Source organism: Rhodococcus sp. MPR-R1B (genome assembly GCF_058793255.1).
In genome coordinates this window covers 19,278-39,681 of sequence record NZ_JBXAFO010000025.1, presented here as the reverse complement: position 1 = coordinate 39,681, position 20,404 = coordinate 19,278, and the positions used below count along the sequence as shown (strand labels likewise).

The window sequence follows — 20,404 nt, the reverse complement described above, 5'->3', positions numbered from 1 at the left end:
TTTCTTGATTGCGGGAACCGATCGAGCCTCCGGTGCATCCAATTCAGTGGGTCCACATCAACAGGGGGTGTCATGCGGGGGTCGGTGGGGGTTGGGCGACTGCTCATGGCTGGGGTGTTGGTGTGGGCTGCGGCAGGATGCAGCTCAGTCGTGGAGGGGGCGGCTGAGCCTGCATCCGGCCAAGAGGGTTTGTTCGATCCGTGCAACGACATTCCAGACTCGGTTCTGGAAGAAGTGGGGCTTGATCCGGCGACCGAGGAAGTTGATATCGCCGGCGTCGAGCAGCCGGGTTGGAAAATCTGTTCGTGGACTGAGTCCTGGTATTACTTGTCGATTTTTTCGACCGAAAGTTCCATCGAGACCACCAAACAGAATCCGAACTACGTGGGATTCAAGCCCGTGACGATCGGCCAGCGAGACGGCGTCGAGTTCCATCTTCAGGCGGATGCCGACCTTGTCAGATGTTTCGTCGCCTTGCCTGCTGCGCAGGGGGCGATTTGGCTCAGCGTCGATACCAAACTTGCTCTTAAGCCCGAAGGGTCGACATGCGAGCTCACGCAACATTACGCGAACCTGCTCGATCAACGTCTCCCCAGTTAAACACGTGTTCTATCGGCCGAATTGAGGATCTAATGTCTGAGACCCATACCTGGCGAACTCCAAGTGCCCACAGCATTGACCTCGACCCAAATGTTGCAGCACAGCTTGCCGTCGCGTGTGAGGGGTTTCTTGCCGAGTTGCAAGACATGGCAGGCAACTTGAACAGACTTACTGCCTTGGACTGCTTTGGGACACTTCAGTCGGGAAAAGACATGGCTGGCAAGTTTGCCCAAAAGGCCACCGGTGGTGCCGATTCACTCGAAAAGTCTCTTCTCAGTCATGCGCTTGTAATCACCGAGATGCGGGACTTCTTCCAGCAATGCGTCGACCGCTACGGCGAAGTCGACGACTCGAATGCCTCCGCACTGGCAAGCGTCGAGACCCCTCGATAGACACAAAAAATCTCGCTGAGCCGATGGCATTCGACTCAGCGAGACTTGGGTAACGACTAGTTGGTGGGCAGGGCCTTCAACGACTTGACGGTGGCGTCGACCGCACGCGCAGCCTCGGCGCCCTTCTTCACGAAATGCGTGCTGAAGTAGTCGACGTGCTCGGCGTGCTCGTGGAAGTGATGCGGCGTCAAGACCACCGAGAAAACCGGAACGTCGGTGTCGAGCTGCACGCGCATCAGACCGTCGATGACAGCCGTCGCCACGAAGTCATGCCGGTAGATACCGCCGTCGACGACCAGACCTGCGGCAACGATCGCCTGGTAGCGGCCGGTCTTGGCCAACCGCCGGGCGTGCAGCGGGATCTCGAAAGCTCCCGGTACCTCGAAGAAATCAACCGTGTCCTTGGGGTAGCCGAGCTCGACGATCGCGTCGGTGAATCCGTCGCGTGCACGGTCGACGATGTTGCGATGCCACGTCGCCTGAATGAACGCGATGCGCTGTCCCTGGATCTCACTCATAACCATGAAACTAGCGCACTGGGAAGCATCGACGCGACCACCCGTCCTAGTCCTGCTGACGGGGGAAGGCGGTCGAACGACCCCAGCCGGCGTCATTGGTGAGGTGCTCGAGGAGAGGCTGAATTCGATACGGAAGGGGATTGGTCAGAGCGATGGTCGTGGTCGAATGCGTGACGCCTGGAAGTGACACGATCTGCTCGGCCAACTTCTGCAGGGCCGCGTGCGTCGAGGTGGCGACGCGAACGAGCAAATCCTCGCGACCGGTCGTGGCGTGAATTTCGATCACCTCGGGCAACTCGGTCAGACTCCGAGCGACTGCACTGATCTTGCCCTGCTCGAGTTCCAGACCGACAAATGCCTGAATCGGGATACCGACCTCGGGGAGATTGAGATTCGGCCGAAACCCGGTGAGAAGTCCGTTGGATTCCATGCGCTTCATTCGCGACTGGACGGTGTTGCGGGCGACGCCCAACGAGTTGGCCAACTCGGCCACACTCATCCTCGAGTCCTTGCTGAGCAGACCGAGCAACTGGACGTCGAGCTTGTCGATGCTGAGCACTTTGTGAACCTCTCCTCAGTGATATGAGTCACTGGATGATCGAATTGACTAGTTCAAGAGATTTGCATTGACCAAATCGTAACTCAGGCAGAGCATTGGTTCCACGAATTGCTCAGCGGGATTCTCTTTGGGTTATTTGTCCCCAATAGTACCCAACGGCCAATTCGTCCCAATATTTCGACTGCGCCCCGTTTATCCTTCGGAAAGGTCTATCCCACAATGACTCTCACCGCCGAGCCCGTGAACTCCGTTGTTTCCCATGACGACACTGCGGGCGTGTTCGATCGCGCCGACTACCTGCGCGATTACCCCCACGAGCAGGTGAGCTTCTTCCAGGATCCCGCGAGCGGCCTCAAGGCCATCGTCGCCATCCACTCCACGACGCTCGGTCCCGCGCTCGGCGGAACGCGCTTCTACCCGTACTCCGACGAATCTGCCGCAGTCACAGACGTTTTGCGCCTCTCGCGCGGCATGACCTACAAGGCTGCGGTTGCCGGCGTCGACCTCGGCGGCGGCAAGGCTGTCATCATCGGCGACCCCGCAACGGCCAAGACCGACGAATTGCTCGGCGCCTACGCAAAATTCGTCCAGACCCTCGGCGGTCGCTACATCACCGCTGGTGATGTCGGAACCAACTCCAACGATCTCGACATCATCGGTCGTAACACCGACTACGTCGTCGGCCGCAACGCTACGGTCGGCGGTTCCGGCGACAGCGCTCCGATGACGGCCCTCGGCGTATTCCAGTCGATGCGCGCCGCGGCACAGTCGCATTGGGACACTCCGTCGCTCGCAGGCAAGACTGTTGGTGTCGAGGGCACAGGCAAGGTCGGCTACGAGCTGATCAAGCTTCTCCTCGCAGACGGCGCAACCGTGTTGGCGACTGACGTCAACGCCGGAGCGCTCGATCGCGTCAAGGCGGACTTCCCGCAGGTGAGCATCGTCGACAGCATCATCGACGCTGATCTCGACGTTTACGCACCGTGTGCGATGGGCGCAACACTCACCGACACGACCGCACGCTCGATCAAGGCCGAGGTTGTCTGCGGCGCTGCCAACAACCAGCTCACCGTGCCCGAGGTCGAGAACATCCTCCGCGACCGCGGCATCACCTGGACCCCCGATTACGTCGCAAACGGCGGCGGCCTCATCCAGGTTGCCGGCGAGCTGAAGGGCAACTCGGCCGAAGAGGTCAAGCTCAAGGTCGAGAAGATCTTCGACACGGTCACCGAGATCTTCGCGAAGTCGAAGAACGACGGAATCCTCGCCGGCGAGGCTGCTGACGCGGTCGCCGAGGCTCGGATCGCCGAGGTAGCTCGCGTAGCCAAGGGCTGACATCCCTCTCGCAGTCATGTAGCGCGGCCGGTCCCGACTAGTGTGGACACCAGACGAGCAGATTTTGCAGATCTGGACCACATCAGCCGGTAGACCGGCCGCTATGCGTCGGACGCCGGAAGGGCTTACATGACTGAACAATTCGCAGTGTGGACCGAGAACGACGTCGAGCAATCGGCCCGTTGGGGTTCGACGAGCAACGCCCCGGTGCCCAAGCGCATCGTTGTCGCCGACGACACGATGAAGGCCGACGACGCCTATCGCTTGGCATGCGAAGGCACGGCGTTGTTGTGGCGCGGAGATTTTCAGAACGCTCGCCAACTGTCGAAGGCCGTCGCGTCGCGCATCGACCGCAAGCCGCGCCGAGCGTCCGACGACCCAGCCAAAGCCTTCCATCTCCACCGGCAGACCCAAGGACGCCGCGCGCAGATCCTCGGCATGCTGCTCATTCCCTTGGATGCAGATCTGTCGATTCCACTCCGGCGAGCCCCGGACGCGCAAGTCGCGTTGACCGAAGCTTTCGGGATTACCGGTGAGCCTTCGGTTCGCTCGTTGCGTGACATCCTCGGCGCGATCGGCGCTCACGAGTGGCACCGCAAAGGTGTTTTCATCGAGGCTCTCGACGCACGAGTGCATCCCGCCTTCGGAGTGTTCTCACCCGTCCGCGGGGAGTATGTCGATCTTGTCGCGTCTGCGCCACTGCCGTCGACGGAATCGGCTTTCGACATCGGCACCGGCACCGGCGTTCTTGCTGCCGTCCTGGCGCGGCGTGGAGTTCAGACGGTGACGGCCACCGACCAGGACCCCCGGGCACTGCAATGCGCTCGTAGCAACCTCTCGCGGCTTGGCTACGGCGATCAGGTGACCGTGGTGGAAGCAGACCTCTTTCCCGAAGGCACCGCTCCGTTGGTGGTCTGCAATCCTCCCTGGATTCCGGCCAAGGCCACCTCGCCCATCGAATACGCCGTCTACGACCCCGCTGGAGCGATGCTGAAGGGCTTCCTGACTGGTGTCGCAGCGCATCTGGACGACGGGGGAGAAGCGTGGCTGATCCTCTCGGACATTGCCGAACACCTCGGTCTCCGAACGCGATCCGAACTACACGACCTGATTGCGGCCGGTGGGCTCACTGTTGTCGATCGCATGGACGTCAAGCCGACGCACGCAAAGGTCAGTGACCGAACCGATGCGCTTCACGCTGCCCGGGCACGAGAGACGACCTCGCTCTGGCGGCTTCGCCGTCGCTGAATTCATTCTCAGTCAACGGTATTTCCTTGCCATGAAATGGTAATGAACGAGTAACAAATCGGGTCTAGCTTTCTTCGCAGTCGCACATCGTCACGCACTCCGGAGGAATCTCGATGGAAAACACTCTTGCCCGCAACGCAGCCGAAGATCTGACGAAAGGTCTTGGCCGACGCGGATTCATGAGGGCAGTCGCTGCCCTCGGTGCGGGCGTAGGAGTTGCCGGTGTGGCTTCGGGATGCGCGCACTCGAACGCGTCACCGGCTGGATCGTCCTCCTCTGCACTACCGTTCGCCGATGGCATTCCGATTCTGCAACCGGGCAGCGGAAACGTCAGTGGCGATCACTATCTGAGTTCGGATCCGTCGGACGTCATGTGGGGTTATGTGCCCAACATCCACACCCGCGAGGTGATGCGGATGAAGTCGGGCCAGACCGTCACGATCGACGCCCTCTCGCACGAGGGAATTCTCGAGGATCAAGGGCGCAATCCTCTCGAATACTTCGGTAGCAAAGGCGTTTCCGAGAAGGACGTGCTCGAGGATGCGATTGCCGTTGCGGCCGAATACAACCGAACCGAACGAAACTTCGACAAGGACGGACCGCACGTCGTCACCGGCCCGGTCTTCGTCGAAGGCGCCCAGCCTGGAGACGTACTCAAGATCGAGACTCTCGAAGCCATTCCCCGCGTGCCGTACGGCGTTGTGTCGAGCAGACACGGCAAGGGCGCTCTCGCCGTCACAGCAGACGGAACCGCTCCAGCGGGAATCACTCTGGACGAAGTCATGCCGCCGGTCGCCACAGACGGGCGCGCAACAAAGGACCCGTTGAAGTACGGCGGTGTTTCCACTTTCACGGCGATCGAAGACGGCAAGGGCGTGATGCCTTTCGGACAGTCGAAGGTGCGGTTTCCCCTGCGGCCCTTCATGGGAATGATGGGAGTTGCCTATTCTGCGGATGCAGACCCGACATCCCCGTCGTCGAACTCCATTCCTCCGACCCTGGGCGGCGGAAACATCGACATCAGGCATCTCGGTGTCGGATCAACCTTCTATTTGCCGGTATTCGCTGAAGGCGCCCTCTTCTACGTCGGTGACCCCCACATGGCCATGGGTGACGGTGAGGCGGCGCTGACGGCGATGGAAGGATCGCTGCGCGGCACGTTCCGACTCAGCGTGTGCAAGAAGGATTCCGGTGACGCTCCATCGGTGGCTTTCGGATACCCGTTCGCCGAGACCGAGGAGGCCTGGATTCCGATCGGCCTGTCCGACCCCAACGGTTCGGTCGATGGGCAGAACAGTGACCTCAACGGCGCCATGCGGCGCGCGGTGGTCAACGCGCTCGACTTCCTCGAGCATGATCGCGGAATGGATCGAGCGACGGCCTACGCCTATCTTTCTGCCGCAGCCGATTTCACGGTCTCGCAGGTTGTCGATCGAACCGTGGGCGTCCACGGACAGATCTTCAAATCCCACTTCGAATAGCGGGAAAGGCGATCCGTGTTGTCAGGACGGATCGTCGAAGAGGCTCTGTTGCAAGGGATCGGCAAACAAGCCCATTTGCTCAGGTTGCGGCTTTGCCGGCGTCTCGGTTCGAGAATTGGGTAGGACCACCAGTCGCAAGGCCCCCCGCAGACGGTCGACCATGAGTTCCCACCCGCCGACCTGATCCTCGTATCCCGCAGCCTCTTCGGCGTCTCCGCGACTGTGGGCGTCCACAGCCTGACTACGCAGCTGAATCTGCCATTCGTTGCTGATGTGGAGGAGCTGAAGAATCAGATCGCGATCACGACCACAGACATCGGCTACCGCGTCGAGATCCTCGGCCACGTCCAGATCGAGGTGCAGCAGGGTCTCGAGTTCGGGAGGAAGGTCCTCGGCCGTCAGATCGGGCTGCAGCGAGGAGGAGTCACCGCTCTTGTTCGCGAAGAAGAGGTCTCCGCCGACGCGTGCGGCGAACTCGTCGTCCACGGTACGCAGGAACGACGTCAGGGCGGCGCACGTATCGGTGAGTTGCTTGGGAACGAATGGCGAACCCGCCACCTCGAGGAACACCGACAGACGGTCGTCGATCAAGACGAACTTGATGCGCGACCACTTGCGGTTGAGATCGGCGATGACCTCGGCTGCACGGGTGCGGTTGCTGATGTCCTGAACGAGCGGCGAGAACAACTGCACGTCCATGGACTCGGAAAGCGGACCGACGAACATGACAGTCGAACCGACCCGAATGGGTATGTCGCCGTCACTGTCTCGCTCGGGAAGCGTGCCGAGCATGGGAAGCAAAGCGAGAGTGACCAACTCCTTGAGATGGTCGACGTCGTTGGGCATGTAGGCCGCGGTGGGGTCGAGTGTCGGAAGTTCTGTCGACTCGACGACCGACGGATCGAAATCCGGAGTCTGCTCGTTGCCGGTGAGATCGCTGGATAGAAAAGCCGGGTGCTGCACACCGAACACATCACGGAATGCAGCGACAGTCATCGCTGCGAGCTGATCGGCCCAGTTCTGTGCCTTGTCGACGCAGAAGGCGGGGGAGTTGTTCGGATCCTCGAGATTCTCGGAAGGCGGATTCCAGCCGAGTGCGATCAACTTTTGTTCGTCGGCATCTTCGAGTCGATAGCGCGGATGAAGGAAGTCGTTGGAAGGAACCTCGCAGCGGACTGTGTTCTCGTCCCACACGAGGAACTGAACGCATGGCGCTGCGCCGTCAGCTGGATCGAAATCGCCGGTGGACGATTCCACGGCAAGCACGTCGCCGTCGACCATGATGGAAATGTGATCGCCGAGGCGACGTTGAAATTCTGCCCACGCCCGGTCGACACTGACATCGAGATCGAAGCCCATTGCGCTCATCAGCCACCTCCTTCCGCAAAAGCTCAGACCTATACGGTATCGCGAGGCTCCGACAATGCTGCTGTCCTTTTCCGGTCGACCGGATTGCAGCGGACCACGAACCGTGACGACGAGGAAGGTAGTCGCAGGTAGATCGGTTATTCGAGAGCGGCGACTGAAGTGTGCCTGTAACCGCCGTCACCCCAGGCGGTATGCGGGCGAAAGAGCGAGGGTGTTATCCGGCGAGAACGGGCGAGACCTCGACGACGGGCGGCGTGGACCCGGTCGTGACAACGGGGGTGGTGCTGGTCTTGGTGGTTGTGGCCGTCGCGGTCGGTGACGAGGTCGCGGTAGCCGACGCAGTTGTGGTGGATGAGAGGGGTGTTGTCGTACTGGTGGCCGTCGTAGTCGAGGTGGCGGAGCTCGTGATTGTCGCGGTCACCACAAGCGGCTGATTACGAGGAGCAGTCGTCTCGTCGGCGATTCGCCAGGTCGGCGTCGGCGGGATGACAACCGTGGGGACTGCAACCGAGCTGTAGAACGCGGCCGGTTCGATCCCGGCGACGGACTCCACGGAAACCGACGAGACCAGAGTGGGAGGCTTCACCACAGGGCCGCCGGCACCGAATGCGCCGGCTGCTCCGCCGAAAACGAGGCCTGATGTCAGAGAGAGAGCGGCCACTGCGACAGCGCCGATCATGACTGTTCTGTCTTTCATGCACACCTGTCCTTCGGGAGCAGTACGGAAGTACTGTAGGCGAAAAGATGCCGCAATGGAGTATCAGGGTCTGCTGGGCGGGACGCGAATCTGTGTGGCGTAGAACACAAAAGGCCCTGGGTGTCGACGCGGACGTCGGCACCCAGGGCCAGGTCAAGCAGTGAATCAGGCGGGGATCGTCAGTACCTGACCGGCGTTGATGAGATCCGGGTTCGGGATGCCGTTTGCATCCGCGATGCGCTGGTACTGGTTGCCGTCGCCGTAGAAACGCTCTGCGATCGCCCACAGGGTGTCGCCGCTTTCGACGGTGTAGCTCTGCGCTGCCGGAGCGGCGGGGGCAGGCTCGGGCTCGGGTGCCGGAGCGGGCTCCGGGGCAGCCTCGGCGGCCGGCGCTGCGATTGCAGTGTCCGAAGACCACAGAGCATTTCCGCCGACGGACAGAACGACGTTGCGATCGTCCTGAACCGAGAGGGAGGCACCGTCGTTGCCTGCGGTCTGCGATGCCCACACGGCGTCGGAGTCCTTGTAGATGACGAAGTTTCCGTCAGCCTGCACCTCGGCGCGGTTGGCGCCGGATCCGTTGGTGCCTGCGGCCCAAACAGCCTGTCCGCCCTCGGACAGAACCAGGTTGCCGTCGTCCTGCAAGGTGAGGGTGTATGCGCCGTTGTCGGACTTGAGTTCCTGGCCGACTCCGAGGCTCTGACCTGACTGCAGTGTGCTCACGCTGTCCCTTTCCAAATCTGTTGCGATGACTGTGCCTCCACGATTCCGCTTTACCGTCCAGTTACCTTCTGGCCGTTGGTCTCGTAGGCGACCGAGTGTACGTTACCGAAGAGTACAGAGAATTGTGCAGCGTTGACGGATTGCGTGTCGAGCGTTCGGATCTTGCTGATATTAAGGCGTTTTGGGCGAACGCGCCGCGACATCCTACGCGAAGTTGCACCGTTGCGATGCACTTTCTCTTGAACGGCAGGTGAAATCGGCGCGCTCTCAGCGCATTGTCAGTAACCGCTAGGGCTGTAGCGACTTGCGAGTCTCGTCGTGGAGTACGGCAAGCAGCTCACGCTCGACGTCGGCGAACTCGGGCGAGGTGATCATGTCCAGTTCGCGTGGCCTCGGCAAGGGAACGTCGACGACGCACCTGACCGTTGCCGGCCTCGCCGACAGAACGACCACGCGATCGGACAGATAGATCGCTTCACGAATATCGTGGGTGATCATCAGCACGGTCCACCGGTACTTCTGCCACACGTCTTGTAGCCAGGCCTGCATCTCGGTGCGGGTCAACGAGTCCAGTGCGCCGAACGGCTCGTCGAGCAGCAGGACAGGTTTGCCCTGAACAACGGTGCGCAGCATCGCCGCTCGCTGGCGCATCCCGCCGGACAGTTGTGACGGCCGGGCGTCCTCGAATCCGGACAGTCCGAACGCCGGGAACAACTCGCGAGCGCGCTCGCGTGCTTCCTTCTTGCCGACTCCCTGCACTTCCAAACCGAGGGCCGTGTTGTCCAATACCGAACGCCAAGGGAACAGAAGATCTTTCTGCGGCATGTACGCGGTATGCACCTCGGTGGCTGGTTCGGATTCCGTTGCGCGCGTGCCCACACGGACCGAACCCGCGGTCGGGGATTCGAGCCCGGCCAGGACGTTGAAGATCGTGCTCTTGCCGCAGCCGCTCGGCCCGATCACCGACACGAATTCGCCCGCGTCGGCACCAAAGGACACCGAATCGAGCACGAGACGCGATTCTCCGGCCGTGTCGAACCTCTTGGTCAGGTCCTGGATTCCGACCATTGCATCCTCGACCATCGGGTCAGTCATGTCCGCGACCTTTCGTTCATCGCCCATGGTGCAACGATGCGCTCGATGGCGAACGTCAGCAAGTACAGCGTGACGCTGATCAACGCGGTCACCAGTACGGCCGCCAACACCAGGTCGGTGCGGAAGGAGTTCTTCTGGGTGCTCATGTAGATACCCAAACCGGAAGTAGCGCCGACGTATTCGGAGAACACCGCACCCACGACCGCATACGTGATGCCGATGCGCAGGGCAGTGAAGAATCGCGGAATTGCCGAAGGAAGGCGAACGTATCGGAACTCCTGCCAGCGAGTGCTGCCCATACTGCGCAGGAGAGCGCCCGCTTCCCGGTCGGCTGCGGCAAATCCCTCGATGAGTCCGATGGTCATGGGGAAGAACGTCGCAAGGGCGATCACCAACACCTTCGGCAACAACCCGAAGCCGAACCAGATGATCATCAGCGGCGCGATGGCGATGATCGGCAGCGTCTGCGAGACGACGAAAAGTGGTACCAGCGCGCGTGACAACCACGGCGAAAAGTCCACGATCACGGCAAGAATCCAGGCCAACACCAATGAAACAGTGAAGCCGACCAACGTGACCTGCAATGTCGACCAGGCGTGGCCGGAGATGATCTCGCGGTTGTCCCACCCCTGGGACAGAACGCGCCCCGGAGACGGAAGTACTTGCGGCCGAATCCCACTGATCTCGACGTAGATCTGCCACGCCGCCACGAGGAGCACCACCACGGCGAGCGCGGGAAGCGCCCGCCGCATGGTCGAGACCAACCGTCCGCTCACGTCAGGACGCGTCGAGATACTCATTGGTGAAGTACTCCGACCAGTCCGGCTTCTGGGTCAACGGCTTCCCGTCCGGTCCGGCAAGCAATCCGTTCTCGAAGAGGAATCCCGAGTAGCCCGACCAGGTTTCGAGATTCTGGGCGCCCACGACGCCGTTGGCGTCTTTCATGTAGTCGGCGGCGAGCATCCGCTGACTCTCACGCACGAGGTCTTCGTCGGTGAAAGCTCCGGGGTTCGCGTCGATGAGATCCTGCGCGGCCCGGTCCGGGTTGTCGGCAGCAGTCTGATATCCGCGTTGAACGGCTTTGACGAACTTGCGTGCCTCGTCGGGATGGTCTTTCAACCACTGCTGGTTGCCGTTGATCACGATCGAATATGCATCGGGGAAGCCGTAATCGGTGTACTGGAAGTACCGCATCGGAGTTCCGTTTCGCTCCGCTTCGAGGCCTTCCCACGCAAAGTAGGAGACGGTGAAGTCTGCCTGGCCCGAGTACACGGCTTCGTACGCGGAAGTTCCGAGCGTGACCGTCGTGAAGTTCCCGGTCCCGCCGTCGTTGCGGATGATCTGCTGCAGCGTTTCGACTTCGCCGGGATCGCCGAACCCGGCGTACGTCTTCCCGTCGAGATCACGTGGGCGCGTGATGTCCGCACGATCCGCCTTCACGCCGATGCCGGTGGCGCGGTGCTGAAGTGGCGCGATGACGGACGTCGTGGCGGCGCCGGCTGCACGGGCGAACGTGGCCTGACTCTGTGTGCTGATGCCGAACTCGGCATTGCCGGCATCGACCAGGGTGTCGGGCGAGGTGTTGTTGTACGGCAGGATCGAGACGTCCAGGCCGGCGTCCTCGAAGTAGCCCTCTTGGAGTGCTACGTACAAACCGGTGTGGTTCGTGTTCGGTGTCCAGTCGAGTGCGAACCGAATGGTCCCGTCGGAAGAGCCGGTGTCAGAGGCGCATCCGGTCAGAACTGTGAACGCGGCTGCGATCGCGGCAGACGTGGCAAGCGTGCGGCGCAGCGCCGCAAACGACATCACGACGCCGGCCAAGGCTGCTGGTGGAGTGCGGAATCCCAGAACATCAGCTCATAGCGGCTGGCGATGCGGAATGCTTCACTCATCGCCTCACGCTCTGTCTCGGTGGCAGCTTCGGCCGCAGCATCGACCAGTACGCGGGCCTGCGCCACCGACTCGTGGAATTCGGGTGCGTCGTAGGTCGTGACCCACTGTGCGTACGGATGCGACGGATCGGCGTCGAGTACCTCGCGCGCTGAAGCGGCAAGATCGCGGCCGACCTCGGCGTAGATCCAGAAGCAGGGGAGTACTGCCGCTGCGGAGACCGGGTAAGGCGCAGTTGCTGCAGTCGCCGTCAGATACGAGACGTATCCCAGGCAGGCCTGCGAATGCTCGAGCCTTCCCGATCCCGCTGGAAGAATTCCACCGGTGAGAAGTCCGTCGTGAAGCGCAGATTCCACTGTCGCTGCCGTGGACGCGGAATTCGACCAGAAGCCCGCGGACTGCGGATCCGGGGCATGGGCCGCGACCAGGGACAACGCTTTCGAATACCCCTCGAGATAAAGCTTGTCCTGCTCGATGTACGTGCGGAACGCGTCGAGAGGCAATGTTCCGTCGCCGAGGCGGCGGAGGAACTCCAGTGAGTCGATCGACTCGCGGAGGGCCTTCGTCTCGGCCCAGAGTCGATCTGTGAACCGATCCGTCGACGGCGCTGTGGCCACCGAGTTTTCGGCAGAATTGTATGCAGGCTGCGTAGTAGCCATGACATCCCTTCGTCAGCATTACCTGATCAGGTTCCCGGGTGTGTTCTCAGCCCCGCCCATGCGGAGCACCCCGTGTCAGAACTAGGCGACCTTAACACCGAGGGGTTGCGTACTCGGCGCACACCCGTCCGAGATTGGTAGGTTTGGTCTTGATTGCCACACGCGCGGGTCGGGAGGGGATTCAGACATGGAGACCGACGTTCGACCAAATCTCGGCGAGGACGGAACTCTGGTGATCCGGGCGCGAGGCGGAGAAGCCCGCGGGTATCCGGATGGCGGTGTATTCGCGTGGAAGGGCATGCCCTACGCAGCGGCGCCGGTGGGTGAGCGGAGGTTCCGAGCGCCACAACCCGCACAGCCGTGGGACGGGGTGCGCGACTGTCGTGAGTTCGGGCCGATCGCGCCGCAAGGCCAGAGTCCGGCGGTTCCGATCGATCGGGCCTTCAAAATCGACGAGGACTGCCTGTCGATCAACGTCTGGGCCCCGCGACCCGACGCCACGCCGCGACCGGTGATGGTGTGGATTCACGGCGGCGCCTACTGCCTCGGGTCCGCCGCCCAAACGATCTACGACGGCCGTCATCTGGCTGAAACCGGTGACCTCGTTCTCGTCTCCTTCAACTATCGCGTCGGCGCACTCGGATTCCTGGACCTGTCTGCATTCTCCACCGCGGATACTGTTTTCGAATCGAACTGTGGTCTGCGAGACCAGATTGCGGCACTCGAATGGGTTCGAGACAACATCGACGCCTTCGGTGGTGACCCGAGTGCGGTGACCGTGTTCGGTGAGTCCTCCGGCGCAGGATCCATCACGACGCTCATGACCTGTCCGAGCGCCGAAGGCCTGTTCCATCGTGCGATTGCCCAGAGTCCGCCCGCGACCTCCGTCTACGGGGCCGAGCGCGCCAAGACCGTGGCGGAGCGGTTTCTCGAACTGCTCTCGATCGACCCCGAAGACGCAGGCGATCTGCTGACCACGGATCTGGAACTGCTCGTCAAGGCAAGCGATGATTTGGTCAACGAAATTCCGACCCGGATTCCGGGAACTTTGGCGATGGCACCCGTTGTCGATCGCGATCTGGTGCCGCACTACCCGGTTGCGGCTTTCCAGAAGGGTTACGCGCACCGAATCCCACTGATCATCGGTTCCAACAAGGACGAGGCGTCGATCTTCAAGTTCATGAAGTCTCCGCTGATGCCGGTGAGTGCGCAGTCCGTCGAGGCAATGCTCCAATTACTGGCCGACGATCACCCCGACATCTCCGCGACCAAACTTGCCGAGATCATGTCGGCTTACCCTGACCATGCGAAACCGAGTGGCGCGCTGGCACTGTCACGGGACGCTGCGTTTCGCATGCCGACCCTCTGGATCGCAGACGCGCACTGCAGGCATTCCCCTACATGGGTCTACCGCTTCGATCACGCGACGCCGATGCTCAAGGCGGCGCGGATCGGCGCGGGCCACGCGACCGAATTACCTTATGTATTCGGCAATTTCGGAACCCTGAACGTCGACCCCACGTTTTGGCTCGGCGGTCGGAAGGCCGCGATGGAGGTGGCCGGCCGTATCCAACGGCGATGGTTGGCCTTCGCCAGGCATGCCGTGCCGGCGGCCCTCGACGGCTCGAAGCACTGGGCGCCGTACGAGGAAGAGAAGCGGTCGACGCTGTTGATCGACTCCGCCGACACCCTCGTCAGCGACCCCGATCACGGATTGCGCGTCGCCTGGGGCAACGACGTGATGGGGTTCAACTGACGTCGGTCGAGTGCCGCGGACGATCCAGTTCGCGAAGCACCGGCAGAGAGGCACAGACTGCGGCGATCAGGATGATCGGAATCGACAGGGCCACAAAGGTCGACGCGATTCCGAGTTGATCGAGCAGCGGGCCGACCGCGAGGTAGCCGAGCGGGCCGGCGGCGTAGGCCGTCGACGTCATGACACCGACGACGCGTCCACGCATGTGCTCCGGGCTGTGCGTCTGCATGGCGTAGTTGGCGATCGGGCCGACTGGTCCGTAGACGAGGCCCTGCAGTCCGGCAAGTACGAGGATCACCCACAGTGGAGGTAGGAGCGCCATGGCCAGCATCGCTATGCCGAGAACGGCGACGGCAAAAATCATGATCAGCCGCCGGGACATGATCGGCGCCAGTGGGGCGTACGCGAGAGAGCCGATGATGCCGCCGATCGCCAAGGCCATCAACACCGATCCGAGTTGGGCCGGTTGATCCAACTCTGTGAAGTACACCGGGAATACGACACTCTCCACAGGCATGTAGAGCGCGACGACTGCCATGTCGATCAGCGCCAGGGTGCGCAGCAGTTTGTTGTTCCAGACGAACCGAAGACCGTCGAGTGTGCCGTGCCAGATCGATTTCGGACGGTGTTCGTGTTCGGGCACTCCGGCGCCGGGAAGCCGGATGAAGGCGACCACGACTATCGAGAACACAAAACCTGCCGCCGTGACCCAGAGCGTGTTCACCGCTCCGATCGTTGCGATGAGGACACCGCCGATGCCAGGGCCGATCAGATACGCGACGTTGAAGTTGGCCTCGTACACACTGTTGGTTCGATCGAGCTTCCACTTGGCGGTCCGAGTCGCTGCAGGCAGCATGGACTCCCTCGCCGCCATTCCGGCGGGGTCGAACACGGCGCCGAGTGCGGCCAACGCCGCGATCACCGGGATCGTCAAGCCCGCGGTGGCCGCGATGATCGGAATCGCTGCAACGGACATCGCAGAGAGAGCGTCGGAAATCATCGACGTTCGACGGCGTCCGAACTTGTCGACGAATGTCCCCGAAAACAGGCTCGACACGAGTAGCGGAATGGCTGCTGCGCCGGCAACTATCGCCGCGTCGGTAGCCTTACCGGTTCGTTCGAGAACCAGCCAGGGGAGCACGACGATGGCGATACCGTTGCCGATCGCCGAGAACAGCGTCGCGAGATTGACCAGTACGAGAGGGAGATAGCTGGGGATAGCTACGTCCGTGGACGCAGGTGGACGCCGATCTGCTGAGGCGACCACGTTCTTTCCTTCCCCGAGATGGTGCCGCCCAGGATTTCGACGACGGCACCATCGACGCTAGCAGCGGGGTCTGCAGGTTCGCGACTGGTTTTTCGCCGGCCGTTCTCGTTCGGTTATGCCTGGTAGGCGGGGTTCTCCGCAACAAACTTCTCGACGTACGAGCACGTCGGAAGGATCTTCAATCCCTCGTTCCGGGTCTGATCGAGCGCTTCACGCACCACGATGGCGGCAAGCCCGCGCCCACGAAACTGCGGATAGGTCACCGTGTGGTGGAAATCACGGACGCCGGAATGGTCCGAGTACTCGGCGAAACCGGCGAGTTCGCCGTCGACTCGGATCTCGAAACGCGTTTCCGCGGGATTGTGCGCCACTGTCTCGGTCATCTTCGGGCTCCGTTTCGAAAGGACGGCCGGTTGCGCCGCGCCGCGTCTACGTTCTCTGGAGCACGCTACCTGGCAGGCCGTCCGCAATATCGGTTGCCGACGTGGGATCCGTTACTTAGCGCAACTACAACTGGACGACCGTTCAAGGGACCTTCGTCGCCATGGAGAACGAACAAAACTGGTCTGTACGTGCCGATTTGCCCGTACTTTTGTGCCCACAACGGGTGATACATATGCATCACGATCGTAACTATCCCAATATGTGGGACCGGTCACAAAGTTTTTTGTCGTCTGTTCGGATGGATTAAGTGGAGGGCCTGAAACGGGCAAATTGCAGGTCAGCGGCGCGCTGGTTGCGTGTCGATGATGGGTGCGAGTGGCCGGAAACCCCAGGGGTATTGCGTTGGTCATCAGATCGTTTCTCGGACGTGATCCCAAAGACCCGCTCGGGGGGTTAGCGTTTGAATCGTCGGGGATAGAAGAAGCGTTACAACTTCGCCAAAAAAACTTTGGCGTCGCTGCTCAACGGTTCGATTTCGAGTCTTCGTCGGACAACTTCGAGGAAGGAACGCACATGATTTTCGGGCAGCGTGAGTCGAACAGTTACTTTGCCGCAATTTTTTCGTACGACTTCCTTGACGAAGGTCTGGGATACGAGACCATCGCACGGATTCACCGAGGCGAGATCTGCGAATGGATTCGTGATCTCGAGGCTTCCGGGTTGTTCTCGGCTGCGGAAGTCCATGCCGCTGAACTGGCATGGCGCGAAAATCCACGCCTGCTCCTCGACGCCCTTCTCGAGGACGCTGACGAGGTCTCTGTCAAGCGCTGGGAGATCGCGTGGACGAGGCTCGAGCGTCAGTCGCCGGCAGCCGGAACCGCGGTGGCAGAGCACGGCTGATCCGGTCGGGCCGAGTCGACTGCTCAGTCTGCGTCAAGATCAACCGTCTGCGTTACATCAACGGTCGACGAGTATCACCTCGTGATCTGTAAGCACGGTGAATTGCGCGCCCGCCGTGGTCAGGGCCGCAACCGTCCGCGCAGTCACCTGTGGATCTTCGAGTAGTGAATCGCCGCCGTGCGGCACTATCGCGAAGTCGATCAGCGCGAGCCCGGACCAGATCGGGTCGATACCGCACGTTGGCATGACTTCAGCGGGGTCGTCCGACGCGTCCAGCCCGATCAGAGTCGGAGTCGCCAGGCACGCTCCGGCGCTGTATCCCGCATAGGCCACGACGCCTGAACGAACCAGCATCTCGATGACCCTGTCAGCGCCACTTCGAGCTAGCTGAGCTCGCAGGACGAACGTGTTTCCGCCGCGAACCCACAGGCAGTCGAATTCGCGGAGCCGGAGTTCCAGTGCTTCCGATGCACCCAGGAAGTCTCGGACATCCACTTCCTCTGCGGTGAAGCCCGCTGCCCGTAGCGGAGTCAATTCGCTGGTGACTGCTGAACTGCGGGCATTGGCGGGCCACGAATCTGCAGCCGCGGCGATGACCGCGATGCGAGCGCCGCGGCCTACGAGATCGACAAAAGCCTCGCGGTGGTCGCCGAATCGGTAGGACGAGAGAAACAGTTTCACTTCTCAGTACCTTCGCGACCTACCCACCCAGCCCTCAAATCGTGAACGCCAGATTGTCGACGACGCGTGTGCCCACCGTGGTGTCACCGCGAAGCGAGATGTCGGTTCGGTGATCCGACGCGTGGACGCGGCCACCGGCAATTCGGGTGAAGAGCGGTGAGCTCATCGAGATGGTCGTGGTCGCCGGACCGTCCAACTCCGGGACGAGTGTTGCTCGCGCGTCGACCGAGACGTGAAGTGAACGGGCAAGTGGCCCTTCGAGTTCGAAAGTGATCCGCGCTCCCTCTGGCGCCTTTCCTCGTTTTCCGACGACGAATCCGAGCGCGCTGGTGATTTCGCCGAATGCAGTCTCCGCGCGCAATCCGCCTTCCTCACCCGGAATGCCAACTGCATCTCTGATGTCGAGTTCGTGCATCCAACAGTCGAAGGTCCGAATACGCATGAACCGGCCATAGGGCGCAAGACCGACCGGTGTTTGTGTCTCGGCGTCCCAGTCCGCGCTGGTCATCGAGCGCAGCGCTTCGGTTCGTTCGGCGGTGATCTCGCGATATCGGGTCAGCAGGTCCGAGTGCGGTGTCCGCCGCAGGCCTTCGACCCAGCGCTCGTTGAACGCCGCAATCTCGTTGTGGACGTGGGGCAATGCGTGCACGTCCAGATTGATCGACGGCGGATTGATGCCCGAGAGCAGTGATTCCGTACCGATCAGATGGGACACGATGTCGTGAACCGTCCACCCCGGAAGGTTCGACGGTGCCAACCACTGATCGCCGTCGAGTTCGGCCAGCAGTGCGTCGATGACTCTCCATTCCTCGGTCAATGCGTCGACTACTGAGTCCTGGGGCCAACCACTCATGTGGACATCTCCTGTTTCGGACGGTGCGGTTCTCCTCACTGTATGTCCCGGCGGATAAGTGAGCGGGCATTCCCATGCTTCGAGTCGGTGTCGCCAAACCTCCGAGGGTGGCAGAGTTCCTGTGGTAGACCAGGATTGTCGACGCCGAATCAGGCTCACGCGGCGTTGTCGTCACCGACAGAGGAGTCTTCGTGTTTCCAGGAAATTTTGTCCAGTCCACACCGGACAAGCCCGCCGTCATTCGCCCTGCGACGGGTGAGTCCATCACCTATCGGGAACTCGACGAACGGTCGACGCAGTTGGCGCGATACTTCCGAAGTGTCGGTGCCAAGCCTGGGGACCACGTCGCTCTCATCTCGAACAACGATCTCCGGGCGTTCGAGGTGTACTGGGCAGCGTTGAGATCCGGCCTCTACATCACCGCGGTGAACTGGCATCTCACGGCTGCGGAGGCTGCCTACATCGTCGACGACTGCGAGGCGACAATTCTGGTGGCGTCGGGGCAGGCGTCCGCAGCAGTTCCGTTGGACGAGAAGCTGATTCCACGCGTGCGGCACCGATTGGTGTACGGCGGCGCCCTCGAGGGCTTCGACGACTACGAAGAAGCGGTCGATGCGCAGTCCACTGCTCCACTCGACTCGCAGCCGCGTGGGGCTGACATGCTGTATTCGTCGGGAACCACCGGCAGGCCGAAGGGGATCAAAGGAGATCTCCCGGAGGGTGAGGTGAACACCACCATGGATCCGTACACCGCGGTGTTCGCACCGATGTACGGGTTCGATTCCGACACAGTCTATTTGTGCCCGGCTCCGGTCTATCACGCGGCGCCCCTGCGTTTTTGCGGCGTGATCAATTCGGTCGGCGGAACCGTGATCTTGATGGATGCATTCGAAGCCGAAACCGCGCTGGAGTTGATCGGTAAATACGCTGTGACGCACAGTCAGTGGGTACCGACGATGTTCGTTCGAATGTTGAAACTTCCGAAGGAGACCCGTGATCGTTACGACGTCTCGACGGTGAAGGTCGCCATTCACGCTGCTGCTCCCTGCCCGCCCGAAGTGAAGACGGCAATGATCGACTGGTGGGGGCCGGTGATCTACGAGTACTACGCCTCGACCGAGGGTTCGGGCGCTACCTTCATCAACAGTGAGCAGGCCTTGTCGCATCCGGGTTCCGTCGGGCGTGACGGAGTGATGGGGATCGTGCACATCTGTGACGACGCCGGGCGCGATCTTCCGGTCGGCGAGATCGGTACCGTGTTCTGGGAGCGGGAGACTTTGCCGTTCCGGTACCACAATGATCCCGAGAAAACGGCTGCCGCGCAGCATCCGGATCATCCGACGTGGACGACGAGTGGAGATATCGGCTATATCGACTCCGAGCGTTTCCTTTATCTGACCGACCGCGCCGCGTTCACGATTATCTCCGGTGGTGTGAATATCTACCCACAGGAGTCCGAGAACATCCTTACTTTGCACCCGAAGGTGTTCGACGTGGCGGTCATCGGTGTTCCCGACGAAGAAATGGGTGAGCAGGTCAAGGCGGTTGTCCAACTAGCGGAGGGAATCGAGCCTGGTGCCCATGTCGCCGAGGAATTGCTGGAATACGTTCGCAGTCAGGTCGCACATTTCAAAGCTCCGAGAAGCATTGACTTTGCCGACGAATTGCCTAGGACCGCTACAGGAAAGCTCGTCAAGCACAAGTTGCGGTCTCAATATGTGAGCAATTGATGCTCTAGTGAAATGCTAGGACATCAGAGTAATTCTGCGAGATAGTCGGCAAGGACCTGCGCGTGACCGTATGGCAGGTCCTTGCTTGCTGTCAGTAGAACAACGGGTCGAGCATCCGAGGCCGGTGCGAGGCGTACTGCAGGTTTTCGCGTTTGAGGCCGCGTGGCCGGAGTCGGTCTACGCGGAGTCGGACGGCGTTACATTCGGAAGCTGGTTCGTAAACTCGCTCGACGGTGATTATTCGGCGCGTCATTCTGATGCCTTTACG

The 20,404-nt window shown here is 61.4% G+C and carries 21 protein-coding genes and 1 riboswitch; of the genes, 8 read left to right on the top strand and 13 right to left on the bottom strand.

Annotated elements, in window-relative coordinates; genetic code table 11:
• Positions 1-72: 72 nt before the first annotated feature.
• Both AC1Q61_RS26280 and AC1Q61_RS26275 read left to right on the top strand, forming a co-directional pair.
• Positions 73-600: a DUF3558 domain-containing protein gene (locus AC1Q61_RS26280; RefSeq protein WP_308251915.1), complete on the top strand. Its 528-nt coding sequence runs from the start codon at positions 73-75 to the stop codon at positions 598-600.
• Between the two features lie 212 nt (positions 601-812).
• Complete coding sequence (locus AC1Q61_RS26275) at positions 813-992, top strand: hypothetical protein (protein ID WP_238704732.1); 180 nt, start codon at positions 813-815, stop codon at positions 990-992.
• 56 nt (positions 993-1,048) lie between these two features.
• Here AC1Q61_RS26275 and AC1Q61_RS26270 read toward each other — a convergent pair whose 3' ends face one another.
• Together AC1Q61_RS26270 and AC1Q61_RS26265 are read right to left on the bottom strand one after the other, a co-directional pair.
• Complete coding sequence (locus AC1Q61_RS26270; RefSeq protein ID WP_007726074.1) at positions 1,049-1,510, bottom strand: 6,7-dimethyl-8-ribityllumazine synthase; 462 nt, start codon at positions 1,508-1,510, stop codon at positions 1,049-1,051.
• A gap of 46 nt (positions 1,511-1,556) precedes the next feature.
• Positions 1,557-2,069 (bottom strand): Lrp/AsnC family transcriptional regulator, encoded by a 513-nt coding sequence (locus AC1Q61_RS26265; protein WP_003941343.1) that lies wholly within the window; start codon positions 2,067-2,069, stop codon positions 1,557-1,559.
• 219 nt (positions 2,070-2,288) lie between these two features.
• On the opposite strand from AC1Q61_RS26265, the gene AC1Q61_RS26260 reads away from it, so the two are divergent.
• The 3 genes from AC1Q61_RS26260 to AC1Q61_RS26250 all read left to right on the top strand — a co-directional run bounded on the left by AC1Q61_RS26260 (position 2,289) and on the right by AC1Q61_RS26250 (position 6,133).
• Entirely contained in the window at positions 2,289-3,404 is a 1,116-nt protein-coding gene (locus tag AC1Q61_RS26260) for a Glu/Leu/Phe/Val family dehydrogenase (protein ID WP_042923116.1), read from the top strand.
• A gap of 129 nt (positions 3,405-3,533) precedes the next feature.
• Complete coding sequence (locus tag AC1Q61_RS26255; protein ID WP_042923118.1) at positions 3,534-4,652, top strand: methyltransferase; 1,119 nt, start codon at positions 3,534-3,536, stop codon at positions 4,650-4,652.
• Between the two features lie 113 nt (positions 4,653-4,765).
• Positions 4,766-6,133: an acetamidase/formamidase family protein gene (locus AC1Q61_RS26250; protein WP_215516006.1), complete on the top strand. Its 1,368-nt coding sequence runs from the start codon at positions 4,766-4,768 to the stop codon at positions 6,131-6,133.
• A 21-nt stretch (positions 6,134-6,154) separates the two neighbouring features.
• On the opposite strand, the gene AC1Q61_RS26245 is transcribed toward AC1Q61_RS26250, so the two are convergent.
• The 7 genes from AC1Q61_RS26245 to AC1Q61_RS26215 all read right to left on the bottom strand — a co-directional run bounded on the left by AC1Q61_RS26245 (position 6,155) and on the right by AC1Q61_RS26215 (position 12,565).
• Complete coding sequence (locus AC1Q61_RS26245; RefSeq protein WP_042923120.1) at positions 6,155-7,501, bottom strand: T3SS (YopN, CesT) and YbjN peptide-binding chaperone 1; 1,347 nt, start codon at positions 7,499-7,501, stop codon at positions 6,155-6,157.
• A gap of 214 nt (positions 7,502-7,715) precedes the next feature.
• Positions 7,716-8,198, bottom strand: coding sequence for a hypothetical protein (locus AC1Q61_RS26240; RefSeq protein WP_215516005.1), 483 nt, complete (start codon positions 8,196-8,198; stop codon positions 7,716-7,718).
• A gap of 165 nt (positions 8,199-8,363) precedes the next feature.
• Entirely contained in the window at positions 8,364-8,921 is a 558-nt protein-coding gene (locus tag AC1Q61_RS26235) for a LysM peptidoglycan-binding domain-containing protein (protein ID WP_030536825.1), read from the bottom strand.
• A 288-nt stretch (positions 8,922-9,209) separates the two neighbouring features.
• The gene (locus AC1Q61_RS26230) at positions 9,210-10,004 is read right to left on the bottom strand and encodes an ABC transporter ATP-binding protein (protein ID WP_042923210.1); all 795 of its coding nucleotides are present in this window, start codon (positions 10,002-10,004) and stop codon (positions 9,210-9,212) included.
• Between the two features lie 8 nt (positions 10,005-10,012).
• A complete protein-coding gene (locus AC1Q61_RS26225; protein ID WP_215516004.1) occupies positions 10,013-10,816 on the bottom strand; it encodes an ABC transporter permease in 804 nt (267 codons plus the stop codon).
• Positions 10,794-11,822 carry an ABC transporter substrate-binding protein gene (locus tag AC1Q61_RS26220; protein ID WP_215516003.1) on the bottom strand — a complete coding sequence of 343 codons (1,029 nt, stop codon included), beginning with the start codon at positions 11,820-11,822 and terminating at the stop codon, positions 10,794-10,796. The genes AC1Q61_RS26225 and AC1Q61_RS26220 overlap by 23 nt, the downstream gene beginning before the upstream one ends.
• Positions 11,822-12,565 (bottom strand): TenA family protein, encoded by a 744-nt coding sequence (locus AC1Q61_RS26215; RefSeq protein ID WP_007726090.1) that lies wholly within the window; start codon positions 12,563-12,565, stop codon positions 11,822-11,824. The genes AC1Q61_RS26220 and AC1Q61_RS26215 overlap by 1 nt, the downstream gene beginning before the upstream one ends.
• Positions 12,553-12,648, bottom strand: a riboswitch (TPP riboswitch). (Overlaps the previous gene by 13 nt.)
• A 104-nt stretch (positions 12,649-12,752) precedes the next feature.
• Here AC1Q61_RS26215 and AC1Q61_RS26210 point away from each other — a divergent pair.
• Entirely contained in the window at positions 12,753-14,321 is a 1,569-nt protein-coding gene (locus AC1Q61_RS26210) for a carboxylesterase/lipase family protein (protein WP_492651386.1), read from the top strand.
• On the opposite strand, the gene AC1Q61_RS26205 is transcribed toward AC1Q61_RS26210, so the two are convergent.
• Both AC1Q61_RS26205 and AC1Q61_RS26200 read right to left on the bottom strand, forming a co-directional pair.
• Complete coding sequence (locus tag AC1Q61_RS26205) at positions 14,314-15,540, bottom strand: MFS transporter (RefSeq protein ID WP_039972654.1); 1,227 nt, start codon at positions 15,538-15,540, stop codon at positions 14,314-14,316. The genes AC1Q61_RS26210 and AC1Q61_RS26205 overlap by 8 nt on opposite strands.
• 161 nt (positions 15,541-15,701) lie before the next feature.
• Positions 15,702-15,971 (bottom strand): GNAT family N-acetyltransferase, encoded by a 270-nt coding sequence (locus AC1Q61_RS26200; RefSeq protein WP_042923125.1) that lies wholly within the window; start codon positions 15,969-15,971, stop codon positions 15,702-15,704.
• A 574-nt stretch (positions 15,972-16,545) separates the two neighbouring features.
• On the opposite strand from AC1Q61_RS26200, the gene AC1Q61_RS26195 reads away from it, so the two are divergent.
• Positions 16,546-16,872 (top strand): hypothetical protein, encoded by a 327-nt coding sequence (locus AC1Q61_RS26195; RefSeq protein ID WP_003941297.1) that lies wholly within the window; start codon positions 16,546-16,548, stop codon positions 16,870-16,872.
• A 57-nt stretch (positions 16,873-16,929) separates the two neighbouring features.
• On the opposite strand, the gene AC1Q61_RS26190 is transcribed toward AC1Q61_RS26195, so the two are convergent.
• Both AC1Q61_RS26190 and AC1Q61_RS26185 read right to left on the bottom strand, forming a co-directional pair.
• On the bottom strand, positions 16,930-17,553 hold the full coding sequence (locus AC1Q61_RS26190; protein WP_042447910.1) for a Type 1 glutamine amidotransferase-like domain-containing protein: 624 nt from the start codon (positions 17,551-17,553) through the stop codon (positions 16,930-16,932).
• Positions 17,554-17,587: 34 nt separating this feature from the next.
• Positions 17,588-18,406, bottom strand: coding sequence for a maleylpyruvate isomerase family mycothiol-dependent enzyme (locus AC1Q61_RS26185; protein ID WP_003941328.1), 819 nt, complete (start codon positions 18,404-18,406; stop codon positions 17,588-17,590).
• A 191-nt stretch (positions 18,407-18,597) separates the two neighbouring features.
• Between AC1Q61_RS26185 and AC1Q61_RS26180 the strand changes: the two genes are divergently transcribed.
• The gene (locus AC1Q61_RS26180) at positions 18,598-20,136 is read left to right on the top strand and encodes an AMP-binding protein (protein WP_042923127.1); all 1,539 of its coding nucleotides are present in this window, start codon (positions 18,598-18,600) and stop codon (positions 20,134-20,136) included.
• Positions 20,137-20,404 lie beyond the last annotated feature (268 nt).

What these genes read in the sequence shown, in the direction of transcription:
- AC1Q61_RS26280 (WP_308251915.1), top strand. Translation starts at nt 73, where the DNA reads ATGCGGGGGTCGGTGGGGGTTGGGCGACTGCTCATGGCTGGGGTGTTG.
- AC1Q61_RS26275 (WP_238704732.1), top strand. Translation starts at nt 813, where the DNA reads ATGGCTGGCAAGTTTGCCCAAAAGGCCACCGGTGGTGCCGATTCACTC.
- AC1Q61_RS26270 (WP_007726074.1), bottom strand. Translation starts at nt 1,510, where the DNA reads ATGAGTGAGATCCAGGGACAGCGCATCGCGTTCATTCAGGCGACGTGG.
- AC1Q61_RS26260 (WP_042923116.1), top strand. Translation starts at nt 2,289, where the DNA reads ATGACTCTCACCGCCGAGCCCGTGAACTCCGTTGTTTCCCATGACGAC.
- AC1Q61_RS26255 (WP_042923118.1), top strand. Translation starts at nt 3,534, where the DNA reads ATGACTGAACAATTCGCAGTGTGGACCGAGAACGACGTCGAGCAATCG.
- AC1Q61_RS26250 (WP_215516006.1), top strand. Translation starts at nt 4,766, where the DNA reads ATGGAAAACACTCTTGCCCGCAACGCAGCCGAAGATCTGACGAAAGGT.
- AC1Q61_RS26245 (WP_042923120.1), bottom strand. Translation starts at nt 7,501, where the DNA reads ATGAGCGCAATGGGCTTCGATCTCGATGTCAGTGTCGACCGGGCGTGG.
- AC1Q61_RS26240 (WP_215516005.1), bottom strand. Translation starts at nt 8,198, where the DNA reads ATGAAAGACAGAACAGTCATGATCGGCGCTGTCGCAGTGGCCGCTCTC.
- AC1Q61_RS26230 (WP_042923210.1), bottom strand. Translation starts at nt 10,004, where the DNA reads ATGGTCGAGGATGCAATGGTCGGAATCCAGGACCTGACCAAGAGGTTC.
- AC1Q61_RS26225 (WP_215516004.1), bottom strand. Translation starts at nt 10,816, where the DNA reads ATGAGTATCTCGACGCGTCCTGACGTGAGCGGACGGTTGGTCTCGACC.
- AC1Q61_RS26220 (WP_215516003.1), bottom strand. Translation starts at nt 11,822, where the DNA reads ATGTCGTTTGCGGCGCTGCGCCGCACGCTTGCCACGTCTGCCGCGATC.
- AC1Q61_RS26215 (WP_007726090.1), bottom strand. Translation starts at nt 12,565, where the DNA reads ATGGCTACTACGCAGCCTGCATACAATTCTGCCGAAAACTCGGTGGCC.
- AC1Q61_RS26210 (WP_492651386.1), top strand. Translation starts at nt 12,753, where the DNA reads ATGGAGACCGACGTTCGACCAAATCTCGGCGAGGACGGAACTCTGGTG.
- AC1Q61_RS26200 (WP_042923125.1), bottom strand. Translation starts at nt 15,971, where the DNA reads ATGACCGAGACAGTGGCGCACAATCCCGCGGAAACGCGTTTCGAGATC.
- AC1Q61_RS26195 (WP_003941297.1), top strand. Translation starts at nt 16,546, where the DNA reads ATGATTTTCGGGCAGCGTGAGTCGAACAGTTACTTTGCCGCAATTTTT.
- AC1Q61_RS26185 (WP_003941328.1), bottom strand. Translation starts at nt 18,406, where the DNA reads ATGAGTGGTTGGCCCCAGGACTCAGTAGTCGACGCATTGACCGAGGAA.